The organism is Pedobacter sp. MC2016-15, from assembly GCF_026239695.1.
Taxonomy (GTDB): Bacteria; Bacteroidota; Bacteroidia; order Sphingobacteriales; family Sphingobacteriaceae; genus Pedobacter.
The window spans coordinates 223,357-249,715 of record NZ_JAPIVS010000008.1; the positions used below are offsets into that span (position 1 = coordinate 223,357).

The following is a 26,359-nucleotide window of genomic DNA, read 5'->3' on the forward strand; positions in this document are numbered from 1 at the left end:
TCTCTTTGTTACTCTACACCATTCATATTGGAGATTATTCTATATGTGAATTCCGATCGTAGTTTACCCTATAATTTATCTATCTATAAATTAATATAGTTGAAATAGCTTAATGTCTTATTATCAGTCATTTTCTAAAACTTTATAGAATAGAAATCGTTTTAGCAGCTGTCAAAATTCACAATATATGACGGTTCAAAAGAAACAGAACAAGATAATAACAGTAATCATTGTAGTTTTTCTTATTGTAATCTCAATAATGATATCTTACTATCTCAACCTCTTTGACAGCTATTCTCCGCATGAGGTTCATAATGGATATCCATTTTGATGGTATGGATGTATTATTATTTAACTTTTGTTGATGATAGATAGATTTAGCTTAAACAAATTGGCCAGATCTTTGTAAATATGAATGCGCTCAACTTAACGCTTTTAAAAATGAACCAATCTAAAAACTTTTTTAACGATTTCAGATCAGGCAATATTAAAATTGGGGACATCATCAATTTTAATCGATCAGAGTATAATATTGATGAAAAGATCAATCTTTCTGATGCTGAATTTCAAAAACAGTGGGATAATTTCAAGGATCTCATGTCCACGTATATTACATTCAAGCCTATTCTTGCTAAGTTTGATCCAAACGGAAATGGTGTTTCGATAGTGGTCACCCGCTTGTATTCTTCACCAGAAATGTAGACTTACCGTTAGATGGTCATCAAAGGAGGTATATTTTATCAAATCCCCTAAAGATAGTATCTCAAAACAATTATGCTTAATCTGCAGATATACCAGTAAAAAGAATACAAATATCCTGAATTCGTTTAGCGTCTGAATTCGGGGCCCCAACGACCTTTACATTTCAATTAATCAACGAAATGAAAAAGACAATTTTAATAACTGGAGCAAGTAGTGGTTTGGGAAAAGAAGCCGCAATTAAATTTCAAAAACAAGGTTGGAACGTAGTTGCAACTATGCGTAATGCTAATCATGCGCATGAATTGGAATCACTGGAGAATGTATTGATTACTACACTAGATGTAACGGATTTAGACTCCATCACAGCTTCCGTGGAGGCGGGTATTCAGAGATTCGGCAAAATCGATGCACTACTCAATAATGCAGGTTATGGGGCTTATGGGCCTTTGGAATCATTTTCAAGGGAAAAAATCCTGCGTCAATTTAATACAAATGTTATCGGCCTCCTGGATGTAACAAAGGCATTATTACCTCATTTTCGTGCCAATAAAAGTGGTGTTATCATTAATATCTCTTCAATTGGTGGCAAAATGGCCTTTCCATTGGGTACATTGTATCATGGGACGAAGTTTGCAGTGGAAGGCATTTCCGAATCGTTAAGTTACGAGCTGGCACCAATGGGTGTAAGGCTGAAAATTGTTGAACCTGGTGCGATAGCAACTGACTTTACCGGACGATCCCTGGACTTTAGCAACAATGAATCTCTCACAGAATATCAACCTTTTATCGGAAAAATTATGTCAGCAATGGAGACACTGTTCCAGCATGCTTCGCCAGCAAGTCTTATTGCAGATGTAGTCTACGAGGCTGCTACAGATGGCAAAGATCAGCTAAGGTATATCGCTGGAGATGATGCACAGGCCATGATTGCTTTTCATAAGCAATCTGATGATCCTGCATTTATCCATGGCATTCAATCACAATTTGGAATTTAATAACCTGAAAATAAATTATTGAGATCATTATATAATAATGGTTTCAATAATTTTGATATTTACGTTATCATCTATTATGAAAAATACATTCACTCATCTGCAAAACATATCTGAAATATTTAACCTATTCGGATTGGCTAAGGATCTGTACCATCCCTTGATTGGTGTAGTGGATTTCAGTAAAGTATGTCAGCAAACAAAGCAGGATATTAAACTATCGGCGGATTACTACTCTATCATGTTCAAAAATTATCCTAATGATAAATTTAAATATGGTAGAAAGTCTATTGATTTCCAGGACGGAAGTTTAATCTGCATGGCGCCTAATCAGGTTATTGAAATTGATAGCCAGGAGAACGCTTCTGATAATATTCAAGGTTGGGGACTATTCTTTCATCCTGATCTGATAAGAGGGACTTCTTTAATGGCAAAGATGAAGGATTACAGTTTTTTTTCATATGACACGTCCGAAGCACTTCATTTGTCGGACCAGGAGAAACAGGTTCTGAATGAGTGCGTACAGAAGATCGACAGCGAGCTGAAGCAGAATATCGATGTCTACAGCCAAATGATTATCATTTCGACCATTGAACTGTTACTGAACTACTGCACCAGATTTTATGGCCGCCAGTTTATTACCAGAAAGAGCAGCCATAGTTCGGCTCTTAGTCAGTTCGAAAATATACTCACTACTTATGTCGAAGCTGCTGATCTACAGGAAAGGGGATTGCCTACAGTGAAATACCTGTCAGAACAGATGAACTTGTCTCCTAATTATTTGAGTGACTTAATAAAGAAAGAGAGTGGTAAAAATGCTCAGGATCATATCCATTTTTATTTAATAGAAAAGGCAAAAAGTAAACTTCTAAGTACCGACAAGTCGGTAAGTGAAATAGCTTACGGATTAGGTTTCGATTACTCACAGTACTTCACTAAACTATTTAAGCAGAAAACCGGGAAGACACCAATGGAATTCCGTAATGTCAACTGAAGAGTTGTAAATCGAACATCAAAGTTCGGGACGATTTTTAATTTGGTCAAGTATCTATCACACTTTAAGAAGAAGTCTCTTATTATAAAGATCAATTTTACTGATGCAACCTCAAGCGGATCAAATCGAAGGAACCAATTGATCCGCTTGAGTGCATACGGGATATCCTGCTCAGGTTCTACGAAAATTCCAGGTTGTCTTCCATAACTTCCACACCGAATTCTTTTAACCGGTTGCTGATATTTTGGTTACTGATAATCGTTTCTGGAAGATACAAACCCCCAGTCTTTGATTCAGATTCTCCATTCAGGCCCAATATCTTTTCAGTGATTAGATAAACGCCCACCGCAGTGAGGTGGGAATTACCTTCGGGTCCGGATACTATTGTGCTGAATGTTCTCTCTTCGCCTGACAAAAGGGTGCCAGAAATAGTGATATATAAATCATGTGATGCATGCAAACCTTTGCCAGTTCCTATAGACTCCCCGGTAATAAAGTCGAAACGAATATTCTTCGCACTTGTAAAAGCGGCTATACTTGGCACATCCAGCGTACTCATTGGATAACCTATTGCTGATGATCCGTTGTGCAAATGTATAATTCTTGGGTTTTCTTTGGCTTGCACTGACAGCCAATTACCCTCTTTGCGAATCAACGCTTCTCCGACAAAACCGCTTACTTCATTGGCAACTAAGGGCCCTACCATATCTTTTGGATCGTATAATCCTGCGAGTTCGATAGTTTCTATCTGACTGAATTTACTTGCTAGCTCCCTTGCCATAAGCGTCAATAGTCCTGCTTGCCAATGACCTGCATATACAACAGGGGCAGCAATCGCTTTATGGAGTCCCAAAAACGCCGTAGGAGCAATTTGATCTGCTAATTCGCTTACTGCGATACACGCAATGCCCTTTGAAATGGCAGTTTCTCTCAATATATTACTGTGATCATCTACCGCTGATATAATCAGATCAATTTTCTCAAAGGCACTTAAATCGAAACCTTCTTCGAGATTAACATAGGCCGTTTCTGTATGATTTAATTCCTTCGCTAAGGACATTCCGTTGTCCGGATTTCGACCTCCAAGTATAAGGTTGATACCCTTATCAGCTTTTCTGATTAATCGTGCAATGTTACTTCCGACCATTCCATAACCACCAACAATTAGAATTCGTTTTTCCTGTGTTTTCATATTAAAATTTAATTTATATAACCTTGCAACCTGCAATTCATTTAGGTGTAAGCTCAATCACAACCTATCACAAAATGCCAAATCAGATCTTGCAGTAAAGAGCGATAATGCTTTAGACACCTTTCAATGACTGGTTGATAGGGCAAAATTAAGGTTGCATATATAATTTTGTATATTACCCGCCTATTGTTAGGTACTATAAATAATGTAAGTAATGAGTGAGATCAAGCAATCCTCAACCAACTTCGCAAATAAGCTCGCTCTGAGCGATGAATGTCCGGAAGTATATGCCTCACATATCATCGGAGGACAATGGACTTTGGTAATCTGTTCTTGGTTATTGAACGGGAAACTAAGATTTGGAGAACTGTCTAAAAAAATACCTGGCATTACCGAAAGAATGTTGACGCTGCAACTGCGGAAGCTCGAAGAGCATAAAATAATCAGCAGGACTGTTTATGCAGAAGTGCCGCCACGCGTAGAATATGAGCTTACAGAAATTGGATACGCATTGAAGTCGGTTATTATGGAGTTGGAAGTTTGGGGTAAAAGCCATAAAGATTTGATTGATCCATCAGTTTAAGCAGATACTGGAGGCCCTAGGGTTGAACTACAAATTTCATATATCATAATTATACATCTGAATACCAACTTATTGTTTTTTGAAACGATATCGTAATCATGTTGTTGTAAATGCGATTGGTGCATGTGCACTACATTAAATTCAGTTGCTAAATCAACAAAAATGATCTTAAGAAATTATCAGATCCTGAATGTGGATTGCCTGAGAGTTTTAAAATACCTGGAATTATGAGTTTTGAAGGAAAGAATATTTTAGTAGTCGGCGGTAGTTCCGGTATTGGCCTGTCGCTGATCAAATCATTAACTGCCAGGGGAGCTACAGTGTATAACCTGTCACGGTCGATCTCTGAGGAATGGCCGCAGGGTATTCATCACCTCAATTTCGATGTGCTGGATAACGCTGATCAATTAAGCGGCTTTTTACCTGAACAGTTACATGGACTTGTTTATGCTGTAGGAAGCATAAATCTGAAACCTTTTAATAGGCTAAGTGAAGAAGATTTTTTAAATGACTATCGCCTGAATGTGACAGGAGCAGTAAAAGTTATTCAACAGGCTATGAAATCCCTTAAAAGTTCACATGCAGCAGTAGTTTTGATCAGTTCTGTAGCTGCCCGTACCGGGATGGGTTTTCATGGCAGTATTTCGGCGGCGAAAGCAGCAGTTGAGGGGATGGCACTTTCATTGGCAGCTGAATTGGCCCCTAGCCGGATTCGCGTAAATGTAGTATCGCCTTCACTCACTGATACACCCTTAGCCGGGAATTTATTAAATACACCGGAACGTCGTGAAGCTTCCGATAAACGTCACCCGCTGGGGAGAGTTGGTACACCAGAAGATATCAGTTCAGCGATCGGCTATTTGTTAAGCGAAGATAGCTCCTGGATGACCGGCCAGGTAATAGGAATTGACGGTGGCCTGGGTAAATTAAAGAATTCATAATATGAAACAATTTCAACACGACGATATTCTCAGCTCTGAGAAACAATTCAGGATCAATATGATCAATGGTTTGCTTGGTTACAAGACACTTAACCTTTTAGGCACTACCAATTCAAATAGATTAACGAACCTCTGTGTAATTAGTTCCGCTTTTCACCTTGGAGCAAATCCTCCTTTGATCGGCCTAATCATGCGTCCTCAACGTGATCACAATGATACCCTAAAAAATATTATAGCAACTGGTGAGTATACGCTCAATAATGTATTACCTGAATTTTATAAAGAAGCACACCAAACCAGTGCGGCTTACCCATCAGAAGTTTCAGAGTTTGAGCTTTGTGGCTTTAGCGAGCATTACATATCTGGGTTTAAAGCTCCCTTTGTATCTCAATCAACAATTCGTATTGGACTGGAACTGAGAGAAATTGTGGATATGAAAATCAACGGAACTACTTTAGTTGTAGGGGAGGTGGTGCAGATTTTGGCGGAGGATGAAATCATAGGTGACGATGGTTTTATCAATCACATCACGGCGGGTACAGTGACTGTCTCTGGCCTGGATGCTTATTTTCTGCCCGAGCCATTGGCAAGGTTGAGCTATGCCAAACCCGATCTCCCGGTTCAGGAAATCAAGGAGGAGAAGTAATGAGGGTGGGGAAAAGCTTAGTCAGCGGCAGTTATACGAACGAGATGCTGGAGCTACAACGGCAAACGGGAGATGTAGAAGCCGACCGTTTTATTGCTCAGGTCTTCAGCGACCCAGCCCAAAAAATTGATTTGCAGCATATCTTAAGTGGCAAAACTAATACAGAGCTCATCAGCGAACTACAAAGCAGATATGGAGAATTTGATTTTATCAGAGATGCTACAAGATTGCCATCATGGGCGGATCCGAAATTGATCAATGCCGGAACTGACTTTTTTGCCCGTCATGCAGAAAGTATCATGAGTTTGCTAGGCTTGTTGTCCCTTCCTTACTGTTATGCAGGTGCCAATGGATCTATGGTATTGTATCTTTCTGAGCTAATCCGGAAGCAGACTACAAAAAGGCTCCACGATACTGCTCTATTTGTTTGGGGGGTATTGGCTCCCGGCGCTTTCGATAAGAATGGCAAAGCATATGAAGAAATTATAAAAGTTCGGATCATGCATGCTGCGGTACGGTATTATACGCTTCAAAGCGGCAAATGGAACAATACCTGGGGCTTGCCTGTTAATCAGGAGGATATGGCAGGTACCAATCTGTCTTTTTCTTTAATAGTCATTCGTGGTCTCCGATTACTTGGCTTCTCTGTAAGCCAGGATGAACAAGCAGCTTTTTTACACATCTGGGCGGTAATTGGTTATCTGTCTGGTTTGAATGAAGAACTGATCCCAGAAGATTCCAGAAAAGCGCAGCAACTGGACAAGCTGATCAAAAAGCGTCAGTTTCGCAGCTCTGTCCATGGGCGCGAGCTCGCCTTGTCTTTGACCGAACATATTTTAAAGGTAAACAAGTCCAAAGCAACTGCTAAAGATATATTGGGACTGATGCGTCATCTTCTGGGAACCGAAATTGCAGATATGATTGACATTAAGAAACATATCATTCCAGCTTATAAGTTAAAGACTCTCAGGGCTATAAATTTTTTAAAAGGTTTCAGGCCTCAGCGCGACACCCGGCGATTGTATCACGAAGCATATGCAGCATTTAAAGCTCAAGCGGTGAACGTTAATAATTAAGTTTATTGTTCTTCAGAAAAGTTAGCTTAACATTTGTTAAGCTAATTTACGATAAGACACTTATCGAACTCAGATTCTTAAATAAGTTTTTATGCTTTATTGTGACCGTACTTACTTCTTAAAAAATCTTTTAAAGGCATTGAACTTCTGCCTAGTAGTTGTCCGATATCGCTATGGTTCGTGTCAAACTCTCCGTTGGCTATTGCATCAGCGAACCGTGACAGATATGCTGCATCCTCTTGAGAAACTCCGACCTGTACAAGTTGCTTAATATAACTTGTTTTGTCAGTTTGATTATAAGCTACCGAAGTGCCTGTTACTTGGGATATGATCTCAGCAATCTCAGCAAAGGATAAAGCAGTTTCTGCAGCAATAACATATTCTTTATTCTCATGTCCGGTATTAGTGAGTACTACAGTAATAGCTTCAGCCATTTCTGTTATGGGTAAAAAAGGTGTTTTACCATTTCCGGCAGGAATTGTAATACCCTCTGTTAGTATGTTATTTCCCGAAATAACAGGGATCAGGTCAGCATAGAGGGTATTATTCAATAAAGTGTAAGTTACGCCTTTCTGTTTTAGATAATAACTGGTGTCTGCATGGTACTGAACATCTGCGGCCATATCACTTCCACGCAGGTCTTTCATGTCAAAACTTGTATAAACGATATGGGAAACGCCGGTCTCCTTAGCAGCATCAATTACGTTTTGATGTTGCTCAAATCTTTTCTTTATGTCTGAAGAAGAAGATATAAGTAGTAGCTTATCCACATCGGCAAAAGCACTTTTCAAAGCATCAATGTCATTGTAGTCACCAATTCTTACCTGAATTCCTTTTGATTTAAACTCTTCAGATTTAAATTCATTTCTAACCAATACTGCGATATTGTTTGCGGATATTCCATTATTCAATAAAGAATTCATGGTGGCCTTACCTAAATTCCCAGTTGCACCTGTTATTAAAATCATTAGTTTTGTTTTAAGATAAATACTCTATTAATTCGTTGAGCAAAGAAACTGAAATCGATGCTATAAAATACCGCATCACGTCGATCACGATATATTAACTGGTAACCTTAAAGTAACAAGATGGAAGATAACTTGAATCCTGCGAACTGTCCGGCTATGGAAACTATAGCGCTTATTGGTGGACGTTGGAAAGTGATTATCTTACATATACTATCCAAAGGAGCAAGGCGTTTTGGAGAAATTAATGTTCGGATACCTACAATATCAAGAAAAGTATTGACTGAACAACTCAGAGAACTTGAGGCTGACGGCTTAATTAGCCGTAGACAGGATGAAGAATTTCCTCAGAAAGTAGAGTATGCACTCACAGAATTTGGAGAAAGCCTCTGCCCATTGCTGGCATATATATCAGCATGGAACAAACAAAACTCTCCATCACAACCTTTAATTCCTTGAAACCCATGTAACGATGGTAACTATCCATTTTCAACTGTTTTGGCTGTATTGAACCAAATGTTAAAATTAATTTCTACCTATGGATGAAGAGATAAATATCGATGACGCCCTGTACGGGTCTATTAAAATTGATGGTGTCTTTAAAGAACTTGTGCAATCATCTGCCTTTCAACGTTTAAAAGAGATCAATCAGGGAGGCGCGGTCTTTATGGTTAATCCGGATTCTAACCATACCCGTTTTGACCATTCGTTGGGTGTTTACTGGTTAGTAACGAAATTCGGAGGGGATCTCAGGGAACGTACAGCAGCGCTTTTGCATGATCTTTCGCATACGGCCTTCTCCCACGTTGTAGATGCAGTTTTTGATCATCGGAACGAGGATTATCATGAAAGCATTTTTGAGGAAGTTATCAGAAATTCTACGATTCCATCTATTTTGAACAAGTATGATCTGAGTGACGCACTTGATAGCTTTGAACGTTATACGCTTCTTGAACAATCCCTGCCAGAAATCTGTGCTGATCGAATCGATTATACGCTACGTGACCTTTTTCAGGCTCGTATGATCACCAGTGATGAAGTAAACAGTTTCATTGCTGATCTACAAATAGAAAATGGAAAATTTGTGATATCTACTACCGCATCTGAAGAATGGTTTAAATATCAATACAAAAGATTAAACGAAGATTATTTCAGACGTCCTGAGCATCTGTTTGCCAACCAAAAAATGGCAGAGTTACTTAAACGAGCAGTTGCCGATGGTAATCTTAGCAAAGCTGACCTAATGACTACTGATACTGAAGTTATTCGTAAGCTTAAATCAGCTGGTTTTCATGAGGAAATATCTGCTTTAAGAAATCTTGATGGATTTCAATCTTTTGATATGAAAAGAGCCGCTCAAAAACTCAAGCTAAGGGTAATGCCTTAAGTCAAACATATAGTTTTGTAGCCGTATCTAAAGAGAGTTGTTTAATCAAGGATATTGGACAAAGGATGATCAGATTTACTTTAATATTATTATTGTCAATTATATTCGATATATTTAATAATAGATTAAAACAACATTATGTTACATCCTATCGAGCAGTACGCTATTGACATAGTAATTAAACTTAAGCAAACACATAAATTGCGATCAATTGATATCGCAAAAATTATTAATACCAAAAGCTCCTTCATAGGTAATGTAGAAAATCCAGACAGTCCGGCAAAATATAACTTAAAGCATATTAATCTTTTGGCAGCCTATTTTGAACTTTCACCTCAATATTTTTTGCCAGATACTGCTTTTAATTTTAAAACAGAAAATATTGTTTTACCTATTTAATACTCAGTTCTTTACCGGTCATTGAAAAATATAAATTTTGCAGCTGATGTATATATTGTATGTGCTGCAGCACAGTATAACAAGCTTCCACGACTAAAAATAGCGTGCCCTCTCTATAAATCAGATCAATACAACTATTAATTTCCAGTTTGCTATCTTTAAAACCCAATCTCTCAATCCATTCCTTAGATATCTCAATAGGTTTTGCTGAGGAATGACCGTCAACTTTAGATATCGGTTCGGTAGATACGGAACCTGATATTCCTACTGGCTGGGTTACAATCCTATTTCCACTGATACTAATTACAATTTGATCTTCAAGATGACCATCCTGTCCAGTTAAGTAGTTACCTATTCTCACGTCTGTTACTCTCATTATCTTCTACTATCGTTTTCGCAGGGATTAATTTCCCAGGTCTTCTCCCAAACAACAGTCGCGCCATCTTTTTGCATCATCTTCTCTATTTTATCCAAGGTGATACTTTATTTGATTCAGATTACTTCCAGTGGGAATAGTATTATCATAAATATTATGACTTGATTTTTTGTTATATAAAGTTCTTTCGTAACGCTGTAGTACCAATGTATGATGTATCCTACTTATATTGCAATGCGTTATTTAAAATATGAATGAACAATATGGATCAAATCATTTCCCAAAGAGTTAAGATTATCATTAGCAATATCAGAAAGGTTAGAGAATACCGGAATTACTCACAGGAATATGTAGCGATGAAGCTCTCGATTTCGCAAAATGCATATAGCAAAATAGAGGTTTTTCAGAGTAAGATCACTCTGAACAGATTATTTAACATTGCGATTATTCTCAATGTAAAAGTGAAACAGTTGATCACTATTGATCATTTTACAAGCGAAATGCTCGAAGCTCTTCCTCCAATCAAAAATTAGTTCTTTAGGTTGTTGTTATAGCTTGAGCCAACAATCTATCAATTATTGGTCAAATAGGTAGTTAGAAGTAAGGCATGGAAAAGTTTCATGGTGAGTCGTCTATTGATAAAAGAAGACCATTGATATATTTTTCAATAGCCTATAAAGTACTGAAAATAACAGGATCTTTTTCAGCCATGAAATAAGGCTATCTTGATTAGAAATCGTTAAATACTGGGAAGTATTATTGTTCATATGAGTAAAGAACTTCAATCCTTGGTATAAGTTCTGCTAGGTAGATAGTGAACTAAGACTAATCTTCACAAGATGAAATACTTTAAAATCATTATTTACAGTTTTCTTATAGCCTCAGCTATTAGCCTGGCAGGTGTATTTGTCATGCAATCTACAGAAATGATAGGTGCAGCCGATACGGATTTTAAGAATTTACCTTACGGTATTGCTCTTGGTATCAATAGCTTTTTCCTTCTTGGAAGCTTCACTATTTTATTAAATTTGAAACGAAGTGTTAGCAATAACACCTTGTACAACGCACTTAGTTTTTTTCTGGTGCCTTGCTTGCTTGTAATACTATTACTGTTTGCCATGTGGGATGAACCCTGGCCAGGCGTCCTTTTTTGTATTCCCTATCTGATTGTATTATCGATCTTTTTTGTTCGTTCCAAAAATAAAAAGTGGGAGCATTTTTAAATCGTCCAAGGTTGCAACAATCATAGTGATTATAAATTCATTTGCATGCTACAAATTTACTTCCCGATAGGGGCAACATAGTTGCCATCGTCGATCCGTATTTCTACCTATGGAAAACATCAGGAAAGTCCTACCAAGGGTAAACTGAAATAAAAAGTAGATCCCTTACCGCTTTCACTATCCACCCAAATCTCGCCATTATGTTGGCGAATAATTTCTGCACTTAAATATAACCCAATACCAAAGCCGGAGATCAGGCGCGTATGGTTGCTTTCCACACGATAATAGCGATCAAATACTTTATCTATATCCTGTGGTTGTAAGCCCATGCCTTCATCTTTAACACTAATCCGTACAGTATTTTCTATTAGCTCACATTTAACTTCAATCACTTTTCCATTTGGCGAATACTTCACAGCGTTGCTGATCAGATTTGTAAGGACAGAGTTGATCTTGTCACTATCCGCATTAATTATTATTTTGGTTAAATTTTGAAAGGTAACCGTATGGCTAGAGATTGTCAGCCTGGTTTCTTTAACAATATCCTCAATCAGTTCCTGCAGATCAAATTCGTGCTTGTCAATTAAAAGTTTGGCAGATTCGAGTCGTGATACATTTAGGAAGCTACTGATCATATTGCTCATGCGTTTCACCTGTATATTTGCTTTCTGCATTGCGGTAACCAAAAATTGATCTTCGCTGTTTTTTAATTTACGGTCTGCAAGTTGCAGGATAGCGGCTAGTGAGGTAAGAGGCGTTTTTAGTTCATGGCTTACCATGCCAATAAAATCATTTTTTCTAAGTTCGTCCTCCTTTTGTTCGGTTATATCCAGCACAGAGCCGATAAACCTTACAGGCTTGTCCTGCGAATCAAAATAGGCCTGGCCTTTTGCCCGTACCCATCTGAGCTGTTGGTCCTCTGCACCCACTGTGCGGTACTCTACGTCATATACCCCGCCAGTGAGTGACTTCATAAAAACAGAATCAATTATATTTAAAATTCTTTCTTTATCGTCGGCATGCAACCCTGTAATAAAATCCTTCTCAAAAGTTACGGTATCATTATGAGATATTCCGAAGATTTCCCGGCACCTTGCATCCCATACTAATGTATCTTTAGTTACATCCAGGTCAAAGAACCCTAACTGCGCTGCCTCCTTTGCAAGGCGCAATTGGTCATAGGCACTTTCAAGAAAATTTCTGGATTCTACCTGCTCCGTAATATCCATCACTACCCCTGTAAAGGCAGAAAAAGCACCTGATGGGTCAGCTTTTAAATTTCCAATGGCCCTTAGCCATCGTAAGCGATTATCATGTAAGCCGATAACAGGATAAGTTACGTCATAGTCACCATTGTTATAAATGGCATTCTCCAGTTTATCAGCCACGTATCCTCGATATTCTTCAGTAATTTGAGCAACAGCCTGCTCGATAGAAAGAGCTTCATCGGGATAATATCCAAATAGCTCTTTTAGTCGCCGATCAGTGATAAACTCGCGGGTTTGCGAATGAATAAACCAAGTACCAAAGTCGGCGGCATCAATCGCCAATCGCAGCGCAATCTCGCCTTCCTCAATTTTTTGCCTTGCAACTAGGATCTCATCATTGGCTTGCGCCAGTTCCTCATTTGTTGACCTTAATTCTTCATTGGAGGTAGCCAATTCTTCATTGGCGGCTGCCATTTCCTCATTGATAGATTGCAGTTCTTCGGTGAGATTCTGATTGTCAAGTTCAGCGAGTTTGCGATTTGTGGTCTCAATAACATTCGTTAGTACACCTTCTATTACACCCTCTTCATTTCTAATTGGGCTGTAAGAAAAATCAAAATAGCACTCTTCTTTACTTCCGTTTCGTTCTAAAAATACTTGAAAATCATGAAAGCGGACAGCTTTCCCATCCATAACACCATAAATCAATGGCCCGATAGTATCCCAAATTTCCGGATAGGATTCATAAATAGGTAATCCTAAGGCCTTTGGATGTTTAACGTTTCCCAAAACCGGCTGATAGGCATCATTATATAGTAGGATAAATTTTGGGCCCCAGGTGATGTGCATAGGAAAGGGGGAAGCTAGCATCACACTGACCATCACCTTCAATGAATTTGGCCATAAAGACGGATCGCCAAGCATGGAGTTCGACCACTCATAGGAGCGAATAAGTTCAGCCATCTCACCGCCACCTTGTAAGAATTTGTAATCTGATGTGTTTCGGCTATTCATAAGGGGATTTACTGTCATAAAGCAGATCAAAAATTTTAAAAGTATGCAATAATCTTCAGAGTTTAATGGGTTGGCTATCGTTTGTAACAATTGTATCAGGCATTATGAAACGTCTACAACCACTATCAAATAGTTCTGATTTACCAAAGATATAGTGCAGCCATTGATTTCTCTGGGAGTTTTGGGATCCTGATAAGTACTAAGTTTATGCAGGAAACAGAATTGTAAATTCAGTTTGAGTGTTATCAGATATAACATTAATGCTTCCTCCATGAGCAAGTACAATTTCTTTCGATATATAAAGTCCGAGACCTAAACCCTCTTGTCCTGGTCTCACCTTTCCTCTTGAATATGGCATGAAAAGGTGCGGTAATACACTTGCTGGTATAGGCAATCCAGAATTAGATACGGTTATTGTTTTTCCATCTACAGTTTCTTTCAGACTCAGTTGTATTGGTTTACCTTTTTCACCATGTGTGATGGCGTTGCCAAGGATATTGGATAGCAGTTGAGCTATTCGCTTGTAGTCAGCTTTGAGTTCAGAGGACAAATCAATATTTTTAATTATTTTAACCTCTGGCCAGGCCATATTCAGTTCAGTTATCACCTGCTGTATGGTTTCATCAAGACTAAGGTCATTCTCATAATTGAGCTTAATACCGCCACCAAGTTTTCCACTTGCAAAGTCAAGAATATTATTAATTAATCCTTTTGTACGCGTTGTAGCATCATTGATTATTGCTGCCAGACGCTTATTTCTGTCGTCAAGGTCACCGCGTAGTTGTAGCTGTACTGCATTTGAAATGGCATTCACCGGATTTCTTAAGTCATGTCCGAGCATTGCTATGAACTGCTCCCTTATTTCTGCGTTGCGCTGCTCAAGCTTCAAAACCCGCGAACTTTCATCGAGCTCATCTTGTGAATCCAGATGAAAGCCGATAAGTTCTGCAAATAGGCTAAAAGTGTTAATTACTTTTATGTTGTTAACTTCATTAGGAACCCGGTCAATAGCACAAAGGGTACCAAAGAATTTTCCATTTTTACGAATAATAGGCACAGAAATATAGCTCTGCAGTCCATACATATTTGGTGTATGGTGATTTTTATAAGTTGGGTCCAGATCAGCATGATCAATTGCAACAGGTTGATGATGTTGCATGATTTCATTGCAAATAGTGGTCTCCAGTTTTAATTCTCCACCAACTCCCAGTCCAAAATTAATCCGATCTTTGGTAGCACATGCTACCCATGAGCTTTCAGTCACACGGGCAATAGCAGCAAAGCCCATTCCAGTGATTTCGCACGCTACTTCTAATATGTTGGCAACTGCAGGAATGCGTGATATCTTTACGATGTCAGACTGGATATTTGCTATTTCTTCCTGTTTATAGCTTTCCATGAGCTTACTGTTTTACAATTACTATTGTAAAGATATAACAATCTGGGCTACAATAATTAGTTGCTCTGCTAAACATCAATAATAAATCAGAATTCTATTCATATCGCTTGTTAAAAGTATATTTATTTCACCTTTCATTTAGTCTGTTGCATTAATCTGGGATCGACCGACAGGTGTGAGTGCTGCAGACTGCTCAAAGTCACATTTGAGTAAATGGTATATTTACTTTACCGGTTACCATCGCAATGCTCACAGATTACTCTTTCGGTGTTCTACATTATTCCATTTTTCCGATAAGATTATTGCCGACGATAATGAACAATTAAATACTGTATTAGGTCACAGCTTTTAAAAATATAAAATGCCTCGGGAAAAATTTAAGGTATAACAACAAAAGCAGGTGTCGTTTTAACCCTCTAAAATGAAGCTCGTGATTGTTGCCATACAAAACTTTCTAACTTTTGCTCACAGGTGAGGCCTTTGCCTGTGAGCAAAACTAGATTTACTATTTTTTATTAGCCGAAGCCGTCAATACATCTTTATTTTCAGCTAAATACTCCCTAACTGTTTTTGCAGGCCTGCCTAGGATGTACGGAATATCGTTCTGGACCATTGACATGTATGACATTCTTCCGTCAAGCATTTGCTTAACAAATTCAATGTTTGCGCTGGCATACCAACTGTCCGCACCATTAGCTATCCAAGCTTCAATTAGTTGTTTAAATTCATCGAGTCCTTTTTCTTCGCATTTGATATCAAGTCCGGTTACCTCACTCATAAGTTGGGCGATCTCTTTCCCATTATGGCTTTCTACACTTAACCAGTAATGTTCACTGGCATGTCGATCTGGCCCATCCACCAAAACTTGTGCGGCCACAGCAGCAATATCACTGGTAGCAATATAACCTACCCTGCGATCTTCCCAGTAAGTGGTGAAGGAAAGGTTCTTTGGTAAGTAAGCACCTGTAAGTGCTTCCATAAACATGTTGGGATGAAGGTGTGTCCAGGAAATACCACTCGCCTCTATATATTTTTCGATCATCTGGTGCCATGCAAAGTGAGCATCTGTTGTATCCCACTCCGCAAACACTCCTACGTGTACAATGTGACTAACGCCTGCTTTCTTCGCAGCATCCACCAATGTTTTACTTTGGGTAAGCATGCCAACTGAATACCCTGTTAGCAAAAATACACGATCAACACCTGCAAGGGCAAGAGCAAAGGTTGTTGGATCATCAAGGTCAAGAAATTTACAGTCTTCTCCCTTGCGGCACTGTTGCTCCACTTCATATTGCTTACGGGAAGTAGTTCTGATGTTTACAGGTTTATCCTTGAGATCCTTAACAAGTTTACTTCCGATTGTTCCGCTGGCACCTAAAATAAGTACCGTTGGATATTCCTTATTCTCCATTTGGATTAAATTTATAATGTATTTGTAATTGGTTTACTACAAACCGGGCGCTCGGCATTTAATTATTTGTAGTAACAAGACTTACGATAATATTATTTTTGGTAGCATTGGAATATGGACAAACCTGATGTGCGCGTTCAGTAAGTCGTTGTGCTTCTTCAAGAGAAACATCGGAAATATTCACTGCAAGTTCTACTGCCAGTCCGAATGCACCACCTTCAAGAGGCCCAATTGACACTTTTGCAGCAACGGAAGTCTCACCAGTTTTAATCTTTTCCAAGCGAATAGTATGGTTCAGCGCACTGTCAAAACAAGCAGCATAACCAGCTGCAAATAATTGCTCAGGATTAGTGTAATCATCATTTGCACCGCCCATTGCTTTGGGTACTCTTACCTGTAGATCTAAAACCCCGTTATCACTTTTGACCTTACCATTCCTACCTCCGGTAGCAGTGGCTTCTGCTGTATATAAGATTTTCATTTTTATTTATAAATTATTTATTTACGTCTACCCATTTCATACAAGCGGTTCCCGGCTAATATTTCTTCGTACGAGGGCCAAGAATCCAATTTCATCAAGTTGTCCATAATGAAATCCCGAACCGCAGGGGCTTTTCCCTTTTCAGCATCAGCTAATGCTTGTTTTAATTCAACCTCATTTATTTCCGTGCAATAGGCGGGCGTGCCTGGTTGCTGTCTCCAGCTTTCGGCCAAGCTTCCTGCATCAACGGTATCGAAACCTGTAAGATCAACCAGCGCGGCAACAACTTTTTTATGCTTGTCGTTATCTCCAGCTATAGAAATTGCAACTCTGTCTTGTGCACCGGCTGCTTTACCCTTGTATTTCAAGGTGCCTTCCAGCATATTATTAAATACCTTTATGAGAGGGCGATTTAGTATTTCAGAAATATATTCGCTTTCAGATATCTGTTCTAATTCTGGGAGCTTACCATCCCTGAATGGATAATAGTTTGAAGTATCCATTACAACTACGTCTTGAGGTACCTCTTTCAATAAATCTTTCGGTAAGTCCCTATAAGCATTAAAAGGCATAGAAAAGATAATGGCATCGACGTCGTTCACCACTTCATGTATAGTTGCTGCATTTGCGCCCAAACTGGTAGCCATTTTTTCTAGTTCAGGCATCGCCCTGGTGTTTGTCACTTTAACCTGGTGACCGGCTTTCGATAATTTTTTTGCTAAAAGGCTTCCTATGGAACCTGTTCCAATAATTCCTATTTTCATAATTTTTATATTTTTCTGTTTACTTGTGATCATAATTTATTTAAACCCGAGGGTTGATGCCATATTGTTCCGTTGCATTAATATGATCTCTAAGCGTGGTGCCTTCATAGTCTTAATGAAAAGTCCGCGCTTCTGTAAAATGGGAACTACTTCATCAACAAAAGCATCTATACCATCTTCCAAAATATCAGGCGAGATCTAAAAGCCACTCCTGGCATGCGCCACGCTCCGGGCTGAAAGCCGTAATACTTACCCGAGGTTAACCGGTGAGCATTATTCTGTTATTTCCAGCTTTCATTTTATATTAAAGATTATTGGTGAAAAATGACATTGCTGGAAATTGGGTCCCGCCCTAACTTATATGAGTTACCAGGTGAATTGAGATCGGCATAACCAAATGAAATTCCAAACAACATTTTTAGTTCAGCTGGTACATTCAATATTTCCCTTATGGTTCCAGCAAAAAAGCCTAATGCTGTTTGTGGAATACCTGCCAGACCGTGTGCCGTGAGGGATAGCAAAAAAGTTTGTCCATACATTCCTATATCGCCACCTACCCGCACGTTGTCTCCGAATGACGGCATAAAAGGAATTGCAATATGTGGGGCATTAAAAAATTTATAATTTTGGTCTGAAATCTCTTTCCTGCCTTCTCTATCTTCACGTTTGACTCCATATGCTTCATAATTTATACTGGCTAAGTTAAAGTAGCGTTCCTGGTAACGACCTTGATACTCCTCTGTATCAAAGCTAAAATCCGGCGAAAACCTATGTGCGTTATTTTCTTTTAAGAGCACATCAGAAAGTTCTTTTAATTTTTTACCAGAAACGATATGCGTTTCCCAAGGTTGAGTATTGCAGTTTGACGGAGCTAAAGCGGCATCTTCTAAAACGGAAGTTATCATTTTATCTGGCACCGGTGTTTCTAAGAAACCACGACATGATTTTCTTGATCTGAGAATCTCTTTAAATAAATAGATGTCTTGTTGTGTCTTGTCAAATGTTCCTGTTTCCATAGTGTCTAAATTTAAAATCTTAAGACAAATTTCAAATAAATGTGCTTTACTTTGTATAGGCCTTTCCTAAAGGAAAGCGGATTATTATTTTCACAAGACAATTATGGCGGTAAAAAGAGGTTATAATGATTGCTTAAGTACTATCAAGCCGGTTCGGGATTTTTTAGACGTATTGAGCGGCAAGTGGAAAATTCCGATAATTGTCTCTATCGGGGTAGGCAATGATAGATTTGTTGATATCCAGGAAAGCATTCCTGGCATTACTCCAAAGGTTTTGGCTAAAGAGTTAAAGGACCTGGAACAGCACCAACTTATTAAAAGAACCGTGGTAGGGGAATACCCAGTAAAAATTATATATACTCATGAACCCTATGCTGAAACATTAACACCAATTATTTATGCAATGAAAGACTGGGGCATTGGCCACCGTAATAAGGTCATAGGCACTCGAAAAGAATAATTTTATAAACAAACCTGCAATATTCCAGTAAACCCTCATAAATTAATAACTTTCACTGTTGTATATCTTTTTGCTGCCATTGGTGACCAGACTGAGCGATAGAGGTCTTGATTTGATCAGTAAGTTTGGCTATTTACTTATAGAAAGACTCTTTGCTCCAATTAGTTCATTACACCTTTTTAGCAAGAGCTATCTCGCACAAATCTCCTTACGGGTACTTCCGGAACGAGATATCTATCTTCCGCTAAGAAAGATAACAATTTAAGAATGATCTATTGAATCTCTAACGTGTGCCGATGTTATTTGGAAGGAAACTCATGCTTGAAGGTGTCGTATGGGGTAGGGGATCCTCTATAACCTAGGATAGAAAATTTAGCGCATTAAATAATGGCTGGCGTCTGAGCAGGACAAATTACCAGGTGGATTTAGGTATTAAAGGAAGTTTCAGATGAGCACTGGCAATAAGAATACGCTTTCTTTCAACAGCGGGCTACTATCCCCGCTAATACCCCTCAAAAAACCAACGGAAGCGTTCACAGAACAAATAATAATAGATTTCTCTTTATTAAAGAGAGGCCCATTTGCGGGCCTCTTTTATAATCTTTTTACTTTATTGGGTCATTTAACGGCTAGCAAAGCTACTTTATTTATTACAGGCGGAACGGCCAGCAACTCATCCGCGTGCGCCATCAATGCTTTAGGAATTTCACCGGCTAGGTGTGCATTGCGACCAGCTTCATCGGCAAATGTATCAAATATACCAAATGTAGACGGGCCGAGTTGGAGTGCATACCAGCGAATTGTGCCGGTCTCTGTATTGGCCAAAGGTAAAGCGCTCTTAAGAAAATCAGCAAGCTGCTGTTCTTTACCTGGTTTGGCCTCAAGTTGGGCCAATAATGCTAATTTTTCCATTTGATTTGTTTTAAATAGCAATTTGATAACGGCAATATACCGCCATATACTTAGCCACATGAATAGTGCCATGATGCTGTTCAACCCGGACTAAATGAGTTTAGTACATTGCATTATCAAAAAAGGCAAATGTCTACCATTTTCGCTTAGACACATATAATTGAATTTAGCATTTAATTACCTAGCCATTGATTATCACAAAGATATACCACCCGAACACTGTAAATTTTTAAATACTACTATCTTGATCAGAAGTTTGCAGTTGTTACAGTATAGCTTGCAGGAATGTCAAAATAAATTTAACTTGCTTTACATTCCCTGATCAGCTATTTAAAGTAACTTATATGAACGTCGCTATTACTGCGTTGGCTGTAATTATCATTGCCAATTTTGTGCTATTATTTAAGTTACTGAAACACCGCCAAAACCGCGACAGGATAGCGGATGATTACAAAAGACTATTTGTCGGAATTCCTGCGCCAATGTACATCTATGACGATCATACTTTTAGATTCCTGGCAGTGAATGATGCCGCTATTGAACAGTATGGCTTTACAAGGGAAGAACTCTTAAATCTCAAAATTACGGATATCCGGCCTCCAGAGGAAATTCCTACTCTACTTAAATTTCACGAAAGCCTTCCGGAAGGCCATGTAAATGCAGGGCGTATGTTACATTGGAATAAGGCTGGGCAACGCTTTTATGTCAGCGTTTATACTCATCATACGATTTTTGAAGGCAAAGATGCGCGCCAGGTACTGATCATCAATACTGATGAGAAAATGCGTGCCGACCAGATCGTTAGTGATAAATCTGCTGAGCTCGAAAATATGCTCGACAGTATTACAGATGGTTTTTATGCATTGAACAGAAACTGGGAGGTGACCTTCATCAACAAAGCTGCTGAACAGACGCTATCTTGTACCCGAAAATCCGTGATGGGCAAAAATCTTTGGGACTATTTTCCAAATTCCAGGGAAAGCCGCTTTTATTACGAATATGAACGAGCTATGAATGAAAGGGTGAGTGTGCATTTCGAAGAATTGTACGCACCACTTGGGGTATGGGGCTCCTTGAATGTCTATCCTACCAAGGACGGTATCGCCGTCTATTTCGTCGATATAACTGAACAAAAGAAAATTCAGGAAAAAATTTACAATGATGGGCAGAACCTCCGTGCGATCATTAACAATACTCGCGACTTGATCTGGTCGGTGAACAGACAATCGGAAATTATAACTGGTAACCAGGCCTTTTGGGACCGTGTAAAAGAACATACAGGGAAAGGTGAAGGAGAGGTGACTAAAGAAGATTTTGGACAGGAAAGCCTCAAAATCTTTTTTGATAGTTATGAGTCTGCTTTTCTGGGTGAAGCCTTCAGCCTAGTCAGACAAAGGGATGACGACGGTTGGCAGATTTATGAGGAAATTAGCTTTAATCCAATTCGCGATGTGCATAATATGGTCATTGGCGTAAACTGTTTCATGCGAGACATCACCAAATCTCAAGAATATTTGCATAAAATTGAAGATCAGAATAAACGCCTGCGCGACATCGCCTGGATCCAATCGCACAGGGTTCGTTCGCCACTTACAAACATCTTAGGTCTCATTTCACTTTGTGATCTAAATGATTCTCCCAATGCTGAAATTATTCCCCTCATTAAAAAATCAGCGGATGATTTGGATCATGTGATTAAAGAGATCACCAGGTTGACAGACAATCTCTGATAGTCTTTTATCTCGATGAGGTTTACCAATTAATATGGAATATTTTCACTTAAGTGAAATTTCGTAGAGCTGATAATTGTAATTTTACAACGGGTATCACAGTCGCGCGGTAAAACAGATCGTTATTTCGGATACCAATTATACCAATCAGGATACTTTTAAAATATGATCGGCAGCATATTGAAACTCATTTGACGCACAGTTGCCCGAGCGCAAAACGGGATGGAAAACAACTGGTTCAACGAGGGCTTTAACGATCATATCGCTATTTACAACCTAGTGAAAACAGGACTTTATAGCAAGGCTGATTTTTTAGATTACGTAAATGGGGGAAATCTGGCTTCACAATGCAGCAGCCAAGTGGGTCAGAAACAGGCGATTCCGTTGAAAGTAACTTTTTCAAAAACGGACTGTACGAAAGGCTATCATACCAGCGCGGATTCATTTTTGCCTTTTATCTGTACAACCAGCTGCGGCTGGCTTCTGAAGGGAAAAATACAATCCGCAACTTTCTCCGGGCGCTTAAAGCACACCCAAATTCTATAGGCGCAAGGGTATTAACTACGGCTGAGTTCGTTAGCGTAATCCGAACGTTTTTACCCGATAAGAATATGTATGCAGAGATTAAGCGGTATTTGCTAAGTGGGCAGTATCTTGGCTTTCGTAAAATTAAATTGATAAAGGGTCTCCGTATTCACTATGAGCAGCAGGTGCCGGTGTTGGAAATCTCCGATCAAGTGAATGTGCAACAAATTTACCGGTAATTCAATATTGGAAAGATTAGAGATAGTCCCTCTTGCTTTTTCAATGAGTTTGATCGGATAATCTACAGGCAGGGGAAAATTGAAGCCCGGCTTCATCACCGTTCGCTCAACCCATCCTCACACGTACCTTGTTCGGACTGTCTCCATGGTGTCAGGGGGGAAATGGAAACCTTGTCTGATCCTGAATATACACAATGGCGCAAAAAGACCGAGTGAATTACAGCGGCTCAACCCGCTTGCAAGCCGGAGGGTTCTTCATGTACAATTAAAAGAATTAGAAGAACACGGCATTATCAGGCGAATAGTATATGCCGTTCTTCCACCAAAGGTAGAATACTTGCTTACTGATCTTGGCAAGTCACTGCTTCCGATGATATTGTTATTGGATGACTGGGGGGCACAGTACCTCTCAAAACCAGAAGAATTGCCTAAGCTCAGAAAAGTGATTTAGGATGGGTAAGAGAGTAGCTAATTCTTAGCTCTGCCTGAAGTGAATGATATTACAAGCTTATGGTTAGTGATTAACAGATGAAACTTGATTTTGTATTTCCAATTTCATCATAATGTCGGTCTGTTCGTCCTCACCCAGTTTAAAGATATGTTTGTCAAACGCTAGAAATCCGTTCTTTTCATAAAAGCGGATGGCCCTTGTGTTTTCTTCCCACACACCCAACCATACGAAGGAAGATTTAAGCTCTTCAGCGATCTGGATTGCTTTATGATATAAGAGCTGGCCAACTTGCTTCCCTTGATATGCAGCAAGTACATATATGCGTTCAATCTCCAGTGCTTTAGTGTCCAGGGATTCTGTTTGTGCGTTTCCGGAATTTATTTTTAGATAACCAATCAATTGTTCGTTTAATTTGGCAAAGTAAAACTGTGAAGCAGTATTGCGGACTTCTTCAGTGAGCTTCTCTACGGAAAATCCATCTTCAAGGTATGTACGCATGTTATCAGCACTGTTGGTGCCCGAAAATGTTTCCTGGAATGTTTGTCTGCCAATTTGTGCCAGAGCGTTAATATCATTTAGCGTCACTTTTATAATTTCTATATTCGATTCCATATCTGCAAAAATACACACTCCGTCATATGTAAAAAATGATAATTTGTCAATAAGCAATGTTTATTTGTTCAGTAGTTATAGTGATAAGATCAAGCCGATCTTTCTTCAGGTTGATGTGATAAAGTCAAATGATTAGTAAAATTTCAATAAATAACCTTGTATTACTATCCAAAGAGTGTTTAGAACACAAGAAAAATAGATTTGAACACGTCCGGGTAATGTAATCGACAGAATTTTGCATTGTAAATAAATGCGAAATCAATATGAAAATAGTTGTGACAGGTTCATTGGGACAAATCAGCAGGCCTTTGGTGCTGCAGTTGGTTAAACAAGGGCATCAAGTTACCGTAATCAGTAGTTCGGTCTCAAGGCAAGGCGAAATAGAGCAGTTGGGAGCAAAGGCTGCGATCGGCGAAATAGAGGATGGGATTTTTCTAAGCAATACCTTTAAAGGTCAGGATGCTGCCTACTGTATGATTCCACCATTTAATTTTTTTGGAGATCTGAATCTTGATTATCACAAACAGGCATTGAAAATCAGTACAAATTATGTTCATGCGATTCAAAATGCGGGTATAAAAAAAGTAATCCATCTGAGCAGTGTTGGTGCCGAAAAACCAGACGGGGCAGGGGTCTTGGTTTTCCACTACATCGTAGAAGGTATATTTTCTCAACTTCCTCCCGATGTATCAGTTACCCATCTTCGCCCGGCATCTTTCTTCTATAATTTGTATGCCTTTATGGATATGGTTAAGGGCAAAGGATTTTTGGAGGGTGTGATCGGTAAATTACTCTACCTCAAACATTATGGTCTGAAAGGTCTTCTCAAAGGATATTCCGGAATTATCTTATCTAATTATGGAGCCAGCGACAAAATTGCATGGGTTTCGCCCATCGATATTGCAGCTGCCATTGCTGAAGAAATTAACGCTGAACAAATAGGAAAAAAAGTGAGATATGTTGCCAGCGAAGAACTTACATGTCAGGAGATAGCCTCTGCTTTGGGAAATGCAATTGGGAAGCCATACTTGAAATGGGTGCTGATCAGCGACAAACAAATGAGTGATGCCTTTATAAAAATAGGGGCATCAGAGAAGATTGCCAAAGAATTTACAGAAATGAATGTTGCGATGCATGATGGTAGTTTGTTTGAAGATTACTTTAAAAATAAACCAGACAACCTGGGCAAAATCAAAATTAAAGATTTTGCAGAAGAGTTTGCTATAAAATACTTTGAACAATGAAACATCTGATTATAACAATTCTATTTCTTAACACCTCAACACTAGTGTTTTCACAATCAAAAGCCGATGATATTATTGGGGTATGGTACAGTCAATTAAAGGAAGGCAATGTACAGATATATAAGAGTGGTAAAAAATATTACGGCAAACTAGTCTATTTAAAACATGCTGTAGATGATCAGGGAAAACCTGTTTTGGACGTCAATAATCCTAATAAAGAACTCCGGAAAAAACCTTTGGTGGGGATCCTTTTATTATCAGATCTTACATACGATACAAAGAAAAACAAGTGGAAAGGAAAACTCTATGATTATGATGGGGAAAAGGGAAATACCTATGATTCTTATCTTACCATTACAAAAAACGGCAACCTTAATATCAAAGGCTTTTGGGGACTTTCTTTCCTGGGATTAAACCCCGGTCTTACTTTAGAAAGAGTTGACCTGGAATAATCTTATCTTTAAACTTGTAAACTAATCAGAATGATTTTGCAGCAGCCCTACAGAATAAAAACCATTAAAGAATATCATAAAATACTTGGTGTGGGTAATCCTGAACATCCTATGATAAGTGTCATAGACCTTTCTAAAATTACACCATACAAGAGTGAGGAAAGTATCAGGGTAATTTTTGACTTTTACATTATTTCACTTAAGAAGGTGCAGGCAGGAGACGTACATTATGGCTATGGGCAGCAAAAGTATGATTTTGATGACGGCATTTTGTTCTTTATGTCTCCTAATCAGGTTTTTACATTCAAAGCCGGTGATGACTTTAAGAGTACAGGAAGTATGTTGCTCATTCATCCAGACTTTTTATGGGGTAATCCATTAGCTAAATCCATCAGAAGATATGAGTTTTTCAGTTATGCGATAAATGAAGCTCTTTTTGTTTCCGAAAAAGAAGAATTTGTCTTAAACAGTTTTATCAAAAATATTGAGCAGGAATATCATTCACATATCGATAAATTCAGTGAATCTATTATCATCTCTCAGATTGAAGCGTTCCTCAACTACTCAAATCGGTTTTACACGCGTCAGTTTCTTACACGTAAAATTTCAGCAAGCAGGATCCTGGAAAAATTGGAAAAAATCCTTGACGACTATTTTGATGATGACAAGATGATCAATAAGGGATTACCGAGCGTACAGTATATTGCTGGGCTTCTTAATTGTTCCCCTAACTATTTGAGCGGAGTCTTGAAAACCCTTACCGGTCAGAATACCCAGCAGCACATTCATGAAAAGATCATCGAAAAGGCAAAGCAAAAACTTTCAACAACTAGGCTCACAGTAAGCGAAATTGCTTTTGAATTAGGATTCGAATACCCACAGTCGTTCAGCAAATTGTTTAAGAGTAAGACCGATCTATCTCCGGTTCAGTTCAGGGCAACCTTCAATTAATTTTACTTTATCTA

At 38.7% G+C, this 26,359-nt stretch carries 30 protein-coding genes; 19 read left to right on the forward strand and 11 right to left on the reverse strand.

Annotation, left to right across the window (positions count from 1 at the left end; genetic code table 11):
• Positions 1-441 precede the first annotated feature (441 nt).
• From OQY15_RS20960 to OQY15_RS20970, 3 genes are all read left to right on the forward strand, one after another.
• Positions 442-702, forward strand: coding sequence for a hypothetical protein (locus OQY15_RS20960; RefSeq protein ID WP_265793985.1), 261 nt, complete (start codon positions 442-444; stop codon positions 700-702).
• A gap of 179 nt (positions 703-881) precedes the next feature.
• Positions 882-1,697, forward strand: coding sequence for an SDR family oxidoreductase (locus tag OQY15_RS20965; protein ID WP_265793986.1), 816 nt, complete (start codon positions 882-884; stop codon positions 1,695-1,697).
• 76 nt (positions 1,698-1,773) lie between these two features.
• On the forward strand, positions 1,774-2,688 hold the full coding sequence (locus OQY15_RS20970; RefSeq protein ID WP_265793987.1) for a helix-turn-helix transcriptional regulator: 915 nt from the start codon (positions 1,774-1,776) through the stop codon (positions 2,686-2,688).
• A 178-nt stretch (positions 2,689-2,866) separates the two neighbouring features.
• On the opposite strand, the gene OQY15_RS20975 is transcribed toward OQY15_RS20970, so the two are convergent.
• Positions 2,867-3,880 (reverse strand): hypothetical protein, encoded by a 1,014-nt coding sequence (locus tag OQY15_RS20975; protein ID WP_265793988.1) that lies wholly within the window; start codon positions 3,878-3,880, stop codon positions 2,867-2,869.
• A 214-nt stretch (positions 3,881-4,094) separates the two neighbouring features.
• Between OQY15_RS20975 and OQY15_RS20980 the strand changes: the two genes are divergently transcribed.
• The 4 genes from OQY15_RS20980 (at position 4,095) to OQY15_RS20995 (ending at position 7,126) form a co-directional block, all read left to right on the forward strand.
• Positions 4,095-4,463 (forward strand): helix-turn-helix domain-containing protein, encoded by a 369-nt coding sequence (locus OQY15_RS20980; protein ID WP_265793989.1) that lies wholly within the window; start codon positions 4,095-4,097, stop codon positions 4,461-4,463.
• 227 nt (positions 4,464-4,690) lie between these two features.
• Entirely contained in the window at positions 4,691-5,404 is a 714-nt protein-coding gene (locus tag OQY15_RS20985; RefSeq protein ID WP_265793990.1) for an SDR family oxidoreductase, read from the forward strand.
• Position 5,405: 1 nt separating this feature from the next.
• A complete protein-coding gene (locus OQY15_RS20990; RefSeq protein ID WP_265793991.1) occupies positions 5,406-6,050 on the forward strand; it encodes a flavin reductase in 645 nt (214 codons plus the stop codon).
• 5 nt (positions 6,051-6,055) lie between these two features.
• The gene (locus tag OQY15_RS20995) at positions 6,056-7,126 is read left to right on the forward strand and encodes an oxygenase MpaB family protein (RefSeq protein ID WP_265793992.1); all 1,071 of its coding nucleotides are present in this window, start codon (positions 6,056-6,058) and stop codon (positions 7,124-7,126) included.
• An 89-nt stretch (positions 7,127-7,215) separates the two neighbouring features.
• Here OQY15_RS20995 and OQY15_RS21000 read toward each other — a convergent pair whose 3' ends face one another.
• Positions 7,216-8,094, reverse strand: a complete 879-nt coding sequence (locus OQY15_RS21000) for an SDR family oxidoreductase (RefSeq protein ID WP_265793993.1) — start codon at positions 8,092-8,094, stop codon at positions 7,216-7,218.
• A gap of 120 nt (positions 8,095-8,214) precedes the next feature.
• On the opposite strand from OQY15_RS21000, the gene OQY15_RS21005 reads away from it, so the two are divergent.
• The 3 genes from OQY15_RS21005 to OQY15_RS21015 all read left to right on the forward strand — a co-directional run bounded on the left by OQY15_RS21005 (position 8,215) and on the right by OQY15_RS21015 (position 9,877).
• A complete protein-coding gene (locus OQY15_RS21005) occupies positions 8,215-8,550 on the forward strand; it encodes a helix-turn-helix domain-containing protein (RefSeq protein WP_265793994.1) in 336 nt (111 codons plus the stop codon).
• Between the two features lie 79 nt (positions 8,551-8,629).
• Entirely contained in the window at positions 8,630-9,478 is an 849-nt protein-coding gene (locus OQY15_RS21010) for an HD domain-containing protein (protein WP_265793995.1), read from the forward strand.
• 138 nt (positions 9,479-9,616) lie between these two features.
• Positions 9,617-9,877, forward strand: coding sequence for a hypothetical protein (locus tag OQY15_RS21015; RefSeq protein ID WP_265793996.1), 261 nt, complete (start codon positions 9,617-9,619; stop codon positions 9,875-9,877).
• Here OQY15_RS21015 and OQY15_RS21020 read toward each other — a convergent pair.
• The gene (locus tag OQY15_RS21020) at positions 9,870-10,253 is read right to left on the reverse strand and encodes a hypothetical protein (protein WP_265793997.1); all 384 of its coding nucleotides are present in this window, start codon (positions 10,251-10,253) and stop codon (positions 9,870-9,872) included. The genes OQY15_RS21015 and OQY15_RS21020 overlap by 8 nt on opposite strands.
• Before the next feature lie 263 nt (positions 10,254-10,516).
• On the opposite strand from OQY15_RS21020, the gene OQY15_RS21025 reads away from it, so the two are divergent.
• Both OQY15_RS21025 and OQY15_RS21030 read left to right on the forward strand, forming a co-directional pair.
• Positions 10,517-10,786, forward strand: coding sequence for a helix-turn-helix transcriptional regulator (locus tag OQY15_RS21025; protein ID WP_265793999.1), 270 nt, complete (start codon positions 10,517-10,519; stop codon positions 10,784-10,786).
• A gap of 306 nt (positions 10,787-11,092) precedes the next feature.
• A complete protein-coding gene (locus OQY15_RS21030) occupies positions 11,093-11,476 on the forward strand; it encodes a hypothetical protein (RefSeq protein WP_265794000.1) in 384 nt (127 codons plus the stop codon).
• Between the two features lie 119 nt (positions 11,477-11,595).
• On the opposite strand, the gene OQY15_RS21035 is transcribed toward OQY15_RS21030, so the two are convergent.
• The 6 genes from OQY15_RS21035 to OQY15_RS21060 form a co-directional block, all read right to left on the reverse strand.
• A complete protein-coding gene (locus tag OQY15_RS21035) occupies positions 11,596-13,698 on the reverse strand; it encodes an ATP-binding protein (protein ID WP_265794001.1) in 2,103 nt (700 codons plus the stop codon).
• Positions 13,699-13,903: 205 nt separating this feature from the next.
• On the reverse strand, positions 13,904-15,097 hold the full coding sequence (locus OQY15_RS21040; protein ID WP_265794003.1) for a GAF domain-containing sensor histidine kinase: 1,194 nt from the start codon (positions 15,095-15,097) through the stop codon (positions 13,904-13,906).
• A 505-nt stretch (positions 15,098-15,602) separates the two neighbouring features.
• Positions 15,603-16,508, reverse strand: coding sequence for an NmrA family NAD(P)-binding protein (locus OQY15_RS21045; protein ID WP_265794004.1), 906 nt, complete (start codon positions 16,506-16,508; stop codon positions 15,603-15,605).
• Positions 16,509-16,566: 58 nt separating this feature from the next.
• Positions 16,567-16,989 carry an organic hydroperoxide resistance protein gene (locus OQY15_RS21050; RefSeq protein ID WP_265794005.1) on the reverse strand — a complete coding sequence of 141 codons (423 nt, stop codon included), beginning with the start codon at positions 16,987-16,989 and terminating at the stop codon, positions 16,567-16,569.
• A 17-nt stretch (positions 16,990-17,006) separates the two neighbouring features.
• Complete coding sequence (locus tag OQY15_RS21055; protein WP_265794006.1) at positions 17,007-17,786, reverse strand: NAD(P)-binding domain-containing protein; 780 nt, start codon at positions 17,784-17,786, stop codon at positions 17,007-17,009.
• 278 nt (positions 17,787-18,064) lie between these two features.
• A complete protein-coding gene (locus OQY15_RS21060) occupies positions 18,065-18,769 on the reverse strand; it encodes a nitroreductase (RefSeq protein ID WP_265794007.1) in 705 nt (234 codons plus the stop codon).
• 103 nt (positions 18,770-18,872) lie between these two features.
• Here OQY15_RS21060 and OQY15_RS21065 point away from each other — a divergent pair, with 103 nt between their 5' ends.
• Complete coding sequence (locus OQY15_RS21065; protein ID WP_265794009.1) at positions 18,873-19,229, forward strand: helix-turn-helix domain-containing protein; 357 nt, start codon at positions 18,873-18,875, stop codon at positions 19,227-19,229.
• A gap of 618 nt (positions 19,230-19,847) precedes the next feature.
• On the opposite strand, the gene OQY15_RS21070 is transcribed toward OQY15_RS21065, so the two are convergent.
• Complete coding sequence (locus OQY15_RS21070) at positions 19,848-20,141, reverse strand: antibiotic biosynthesis monooxygenase (protein ID WP_265794011.1); 294 nt, start codon at positions 20,139-20,141, stop codon at positions 19,848-19,850.
• A 344-nt stretch (positions 20,142-20,485) separates the two neighbouring features.
• On the opposite strand from OQY15_RS21070, the gene OQY15_RS21075 reads away from it, so the two are divergent.
• From OQY15_RS21075 to OQY15_RS21085, 3 genes are all read left to right on the forward strand, one after another.
• On the forward strand, positions 20,486-21,871 hold the full coding sequence (locus OQY15_RS21075; protein WP_265794013.1) for a PAS domain S-box protein: 1,386 nt from the start codon (positions 20,486-20,488) through the stop codon (positions 21,869-21,871).
• A 222-nt stretch (positions 21,872-22,093) separates the two neighbouring features.
• Positions 22,094-22,417 carry a hypothetical protein gene (locus tag OQY15_RS21080; protein WP_265794014.1) on the forward strand — a complete coding sequence of 108 codons (324 nt, stop codon included), beginning with the start codon at positions 22,094-22,096 and terminating at the stop codon, positions 22,415-22,417.
• 363 nt (positions 22,418-22,780) lie between these two features.
• Positions 22,781-23,086 carry a helix-turn-helix domain-containing protein gene (locus tag OQY15_RS21085; protein WP_265794016.1) on the forward strand — a complete coding sequence of 102 codons (306 nt, stop codon included), beginning with the start codon at positions 22,781-22,783 and terminating at the stop codon, positions 23,084-23,086.
• A gap of 63 nt (positions 23,087-23,149) precedes the next feature.
• On the opposite strand, the gene OQY15_RS21090 is transcribed toward OQY15_RS21085, so the two are convergent.
• On the reverse strand, positions 23,150-23,698 hold the full coding sequence (locus OQY15_RS21090; protein ID WP_265794018.1) for a GNAT family N-acetyltransferase: 549 nt from the start codon (positions 23,696-23,698) through the stop codon (positions 23,150-23,152).
• Positions 23,699-23,961: 263 nt separating this feature from the next.
• Here OQY15_RS21090 and OQY15_RS21095 point away from each other — a divergent pair, with 263 nt between their 5' ends.
• From OQY15_RS21095 to OQY15_RS21105, 3 genes are read left to right on the forward strand one after another with little or no spacing between them, the layout of a single operon-like run.
• Entirely contained in the window at positions 23,962-24,942 is a 981-nt protein-coding gene (locus tag OQY15_RS21095) for an NAD(P)H-binding protein (protein WP_265794019.1), read from the forward strand.
• Complete coding sequence (locus OQY15_RS21100; RefSeq protein ID WP_265794020.1) at positions 24,939-25,394, forward strand: DUF2147 domain-containing protein; 456 nt, start codon at positions 24,939-24,941, stop codon at positions 25,392-25,394. Before OQY15_RS21095 ends, OQY15_RS21100 begins: the two co-directional genes overlap by 4 nt.
• Positions 25,395-25,424: 30 nt before the next feature.
• A complete protein-coding gene (locus OQY15_RS21105) occupies positions 25,425-26,345 on the forward strand; it encodes a helix-turn-helix domain-containing protein (protein ID WP_265794022.1) in 921 nt (306 codons plus the stop codon).
• The last annotated feature ends 14 nt before the right edge of the window (positions 26,346-26,359 follow it).